Origin of the sequence: Parvibaculum sp. (assembly GCF_035511255.1) — a bacterium.
Taxonomy (GTDB): domain Bacteria; phylum Pseudomonadota; class Alphaproteobacteria; order Parvibaculales; family Parvibaculaceae; genus Parvibaculum.
This window is the reverse complement of sequence record NZ_DATKFR010000407.1, coordinates 1-4,666: the sequence shown is the minus strand read 5'-3', so window position 1 is coordinate 4,666 and position 4,666 is coordinate 1. Positions and strand designations below refer to the sequence as shown.

General features: G+C 65.1%; 5 protein-coding genes and 1 other RNA gene. 1 reads left to right on the top strand and 5 read right to left on the bottom strand.

Annotated elements, in window-relative coordinates; all coding sequences use genetic code 11:
* From VMR03_RS15555 to VMR03_RS15535, 5 genes are all read right to left on the bottom strand, one after another.
* On the bottom strand, positions 1 to 365 hold a 365-nt coding region (locus tag VMR03_RS15555), incomplete at its 3' end, for a dihydrofolate reductase (RefSeq protein ID WP_325406822.1).
* Positions 362 to 496 carry a hypothetical protein gene (locus tag VMR03_RS15550; RefSeq protein ID WP_325406820.1) on the bottom strand — a complete coding sequence of 45 codons (135 nt, stop codon included), beginning with the start codon at positions 494 to 496 and terminating at the stop codon, positions 362 to 364. The genes VMR03_RS15550 and VMR03_RS15555, both read right to left, overlap by 4 nt.
* Positions 493 to 1,287, bottom strand: a complete 795-nt coding sequence (locus VMR03_RS15545; protein ID WP_325406818.1) for a thymidylate synthase — start codon at positions 1,285 to 1,287, stop codon at positions 493 to 495. The genes VMR03_RS15550 and VMR03_RS15545 overlap by 4 nt, the downstream gene beginning before the upstream one ends.
* A gap of 60 nt (positions 1,288 to 1,347) precedes the next feature.
* Entirely contained in the window at positions 1,348 to 3,081 is a 1,734-nt protein-coding gene (locus VMR03_RS15540; RefSeq protein ID WP_325406816.1) for an iron ABC transporter permease, read from the bottom strand.
* A 4-nt stretch (positions 3,082 to 3,085) separates the two neighbouring features.
* The gene (locus tag VMR03_RS15535) at positions 3,086 to 4,114 is read right to left on the bottom strand and encodes an extracellular solute-binding protein (protein WP_325406814.1); all 1,029 of its coding nucleotides are present in this window, start codon (positions 4,112 to 4,114) and stop codon (positions 3,086 to 3,088) included.
* A gap of 194 nt (positions 4,115 to 4,308) precedes the next feature.
* Here VMR03_RS15535 and ssrA point away from each other — a divergent pair.
* Positions 4,309 to 4,664: a transfer-messenger RNA gene (gene ssrA, locus VMR03_RS15530) on the top strand.
* Positions 4,665 to 4,666 lie beyond the last annotated feature (2 nt).

The following is a 4,666-nucleotide window of genomic DNA, read 5'->3' as shown; positions in this document are numbered from 1 at the left end:
AGATAAATGCGCGTCGCGCGCGGCAGCGCCTGCCGGTAGATCTCCGCGCCGCCGACGATCATCACTTCCTCCGCGCCCATGTCCTCCGCCAGTTCGATCCCGTGATCGATCGCATCGCCGACCGAGCCGAAGATTTCGGCGCCCGGCGCGGCATAGGCGGCATCGCGCGTCACGACGAGATTGGGCCGGCCCGGCAGCGGTCGCTTCGGGAAGGACTCCCAGGTCTTGCGCCCCATGACGATGGGTTTTCCCATCGTGGTGCGCTTGAAGAAGGCCATGTCGCCCGCGAGCCGCCACGGCATCGCATTGTCGCGGCCGATGATGCCGTTTTCCGCGATGGCGATGACGAAGCTGATATGGGTCATTGCCTGAGATCGGGCGCGATCACGCGCTCCGCCGTCAGCGGCCGCGTATTGAGCAGGATGACATGCATCGCGGCGGCGGCCAGCGCCAGCATCAGAAGCGTCAACCCCGCGATCACGATGCGCCGCTTCACACCGCGACCGGCGCGGCGATATGCGGATGCGCCTCGTAGCCTTCGAGCTTGAAGTCGTCGAAGGTGAAATCGAAGATCGACTTCACGTCCGGATTGATGCGCATGCGCGGCAGGGACTTCGGCTCCCGCGAGAGCTGTAAATTCGCCTGATCGAGATGGTTCGAATAGAGATGCGCGTCGCCGAAAGTATGGATGAATTCGCCCGCCTCGAGCCCCGTCACCTGCGCCATCATCATGGTGAGCAGCGCATAGGAGGCGATGTTGAAGGGCACGCCGAGAAAGATGTCCGCCGAGCGCTGGTAGAGCTGGCAGGAAAGCTTCCCCTCCGCGACATAGAACTGGAAGAGGCAATGGCAGGGCGGCAGCGCCATGCGGTCGACGTCGGCGACGTTCCAGGCGGAGACGATCAGGCGGCGCGAGTCCGGGCTCTTCTTGATCTGCTCGACGACGTTTTTGATCTGGTCGATCTTGCCGCCATCGGGCGTCGGCCAGGAGCGCCATTGATGCCCGTAGACCGGGCCAAGGTCGCCCTGCTCGTCCGCCCATTCGTCCCAGATACCGACGCCGTTCGCCTTCAGATAGGCGATGTTGGTGTCGCCGGCGAGGAACCAGAGAAGCTCGTGAACGATCGACTTCAGATGCAGCTTCTTGGTCGTCACCATCGGGAAGCCGTCGGCGAGGTTGTACCGCGACTGCCAGCCGAAAGTGCTGAGCGTGCCCGTCCCTGTCCGGTCCGTCTTCTTGACGCCGTGGTCGCGCACATGGCGCATCAGGTCGAGATATTGCTTCATGGGACCTCTCCGGGAATCGAGGCATTTTAGACCCCGCCCCCGCCGGACGCCATGCGCGCTTTACCGGATGCCGTCGTTATCCACAGGCCCGGCAGGGCTTTCGGGCGCCTCGTGCCCCCGTCCCATCCGGGCAAGCAGCATGACGGGCAAAAGCCCCGCGGCCACGATCAGCAACGCCGCGACGGCCCCGTCCTCATAGGTACCGCGCGACGCCTCGGCATAGAGATGCGTCGCCAGCGTCTCGAAGCCGAGCGGGCGGAGCAGCAGGGTTGCCGGCAGTTCCTTCATGCAATCGACGAAGACGAGCAGCGTCGCCGCCGCCAGCGCCGGACGCAACAGCGGCAGATGCAGGCGGGACAGGCGTTGAAACGTGCTGGCGCCGAGCGTGCGGGCCGTGTCGTCGACGGTGAGCGAGATTTTCGACAGTCCCGCCTCGATGCCGCCGACCGGAATGACGAGGAAGCGCGCCGCATAGGCATAAACGAGCGCCGCGCCCGAGCCCGACAGCAGAAGTCCGGTCGAAATCCCGGCCAGATCGCGCATGGCGGCGTCGAGCGCGTTGTCGAAGGCGGCGAGCGGCGCGAGCAGGCCCAGCGCCAGAACGGTGCCCGGCACCGCATAGCCGAGGCTCGCGAAACGCGCCAATGCCGTCGCCGCGCGCCCCGGCAGTAGCCGCGCCGCATAGGCCACGCCGAAACCGAGAAGCAATGCCACGGCGGTCGAGATCGCGGCGATGGCGATCGTATTGCCCGTCTCGGCAAGGATCGTCGCCGGCAGGCCGGAGAGCCGCAACCGTTTCGCCGTCTCGACGACGAGATAGGCCGCCGGCACACCGAACCCCAGGAACACCGGCAACGTGCCCAGCGCAAGCGCGAGCGCCCCGCCCCACCTTCCGAGCGCGCGCGGCGGCATCGCATGCGTCGTTTCCGACGACACCGCCTCGTCGCGGTGCCGACGTCCCCAGCGCTCGATAAGGATCAGCGTCACCACGACGGCAAGCATCAGCAACGCGATCTGCGCCGCGCCCGGCAGGCTCGAGCGGTTGATCCATGTCGAATAGACCGAGACGGTCAAGGTCCGAACACCGAGGAACTCCGCCGCGCCGATATCGTTGAGCGCCTCCATCAGCGCGAGGCTCGCCCCGACGGCGATGCCGGGCCGCGCAAAAGGCAGCATGACATGAACGAAAATCCGCACCGGCCCCGCACCCAGTATCCGCGCCGCCTCGATCTCGGCGGCGGGCTGCAGCACGAACATCGCCCGCGTCGAGAGATAGACGTATGGATAAAGCACGAAGCCGAGCAGCAGGATGCAACCCGCCATCGAACGGACGTCCGGCAGCCGTAGCCCGCGCGGATCGGCGATGCCGAAGAGATCGCGCAACCCCGTCTGCAGCGGGCCGACCGGATGCAGCACGTCGAGATAGGCGAATGCGACGACATAGGTCGGCACGGCGAGCGGCAGCAATAGCGCCCATTCGAGCACGCCGCGACCGCGAAAATCGAAACTCGTGACGAGCCATGCCGTGCCGATGCCGAGGAAGAGCACCAGCGCGGCGACGCCCGCGAGCAGCGTGGCGGTCTGCGACAGCGCGCGCGGCAGGACATAATCGACCAGATGCGGCCAGAGATCGCCCGACCCTTCGGCCGCGATGACGGCAAGCGCGACGATCGGCGCGGCGACGAGACCGGCCACGGCGCCGGACGGGCCGAGCGTCAGACTCTGTTTGAAGACAGGCGCAAGCTTCATCGGCACCGCGAGAAGAGGCGGCGGGGAAAGTCTCGCGCCATCCATCTTCCTAACCGTCGAAGCCGGTCCTGTCGACCAGTTCGCTCGCTTCCTTGCGATGCTTCGAAATCTCGGCGAGCGGCATCGGATCGACCTTCAGCTCGCCGAGTTCGGCGATCAGCGGCGCCACTTTCACGCCCGCGCGCACCGGATATTCGTAATTCGCCCGGGCATAGAGGTCCTGCCCTTCTTCCGAAACGAGGAATTCGACGAACTTTACTGCGGCCGCCTTGTTCGGCGCGTGCTTCGCCAGCGCCGCGCCCGAGACGTTCACATGCGTGCCGCCGCCCTCGAAGGTCGGCAGCACGACCTCGATCGCCTCGCCCCATTTCTTCTGCTCGGGCCCGCCGGCGCCGCTGCGCATCAGACCGACATAATAGGAATTGCCGAGGCCGACGTCGCAGAGCCCGCCGAGAATGTCGCGCGCCACGTCGCGGTCGCCGCCGCCGGGCTTGCGCGCGAGATTGGCCTCGACGCCTTCGAGCCAGGCCGTCGCCTTCTCGAGTCCGTGTTTCTCGATATAGGCGGCGATCAGCGCCGTGTTGTAGGGATGCTGGCCCGAACGCAGGCAGACCTTGCCCTTCCATTTCGGATCGGCCAGTTCCTCATAGGTGAAGGATTTGAGATCGGTGCGGTCCTTCGCGGCATAGAGCAGGCGCGCGCGCAGCGACAGCGCCACCCATTGCCCTTCCGGATCGCGCAAATTGGCCGGCACGGCCGCCGCGATCGCCTCGGAGGCGAGCGGCTGGGTCACGCCCTTTTCGGCGAAGTCCGTCAGGTTGCCGAAATCGACCGCCATCAGCAGATCGGCCGGCGAGTTCGCGCCCTCCGCCGCGACGCGCTCGGCAAGTCCGTCCTTCATGAAAACCGTCTTCACCTCGGTGCCGGTTTTCGTCTTGAAGGCGTCGATCAGCGGCTGGATGAGGCCCGGCTCGCGCGTCGTGTAGAGGTTGATCTGGTCGGCGCTGGCGGAACCGGAGAAAAGTCCGAGGGCGGCGGCGGCCGTCATGGCGGCTCGCAGAAGGCGCTGGGTCGTCATGTCTGAATGATCCTGTTGCGGCGAAAGGGGTACGCGGCGACAGGATAGTTGAGAGTGATTATCAAAAACAAGACCGGATTGTACCATCCGTCCTGAAGCTTTCGCGAATCGCGCCAAGCGCCTGATCGGGCTCGCCATCTTCCCCCGAATCTCAGATCGGAGTCGAAGAGGCGGGATCGCACACCCTGCCGCAACGCCTTTATTTCCTGCGGACGAGCGCCTATATAAGGCCTGTCGGCTTCGGCCGACTATGGCGATAAACGGGCTACATAATAAGCCATTCGGACCCGGGGGCGGTACCCGGCGCCTCCACCAATTATCTTCCGTCGTGGCGGAAATTCCTGGGGGCGAACTAGGATCGACGAGGGTGTAAAAGTAGTTCTTTTGCCCGGCATGGTTCCGCCGTCATCGGGCCGTTTTATAGTTGCCAACGACAACTATGCTGAGGTTGCTCTCGCTGCGTAATGCAGTGCCAGCACTTCGATTGAAGTCCTTGACTTTAGCCGGTTAAGGCGGGGTTCGGGGGTACCTGGCAACAGAAACCCCCACTTC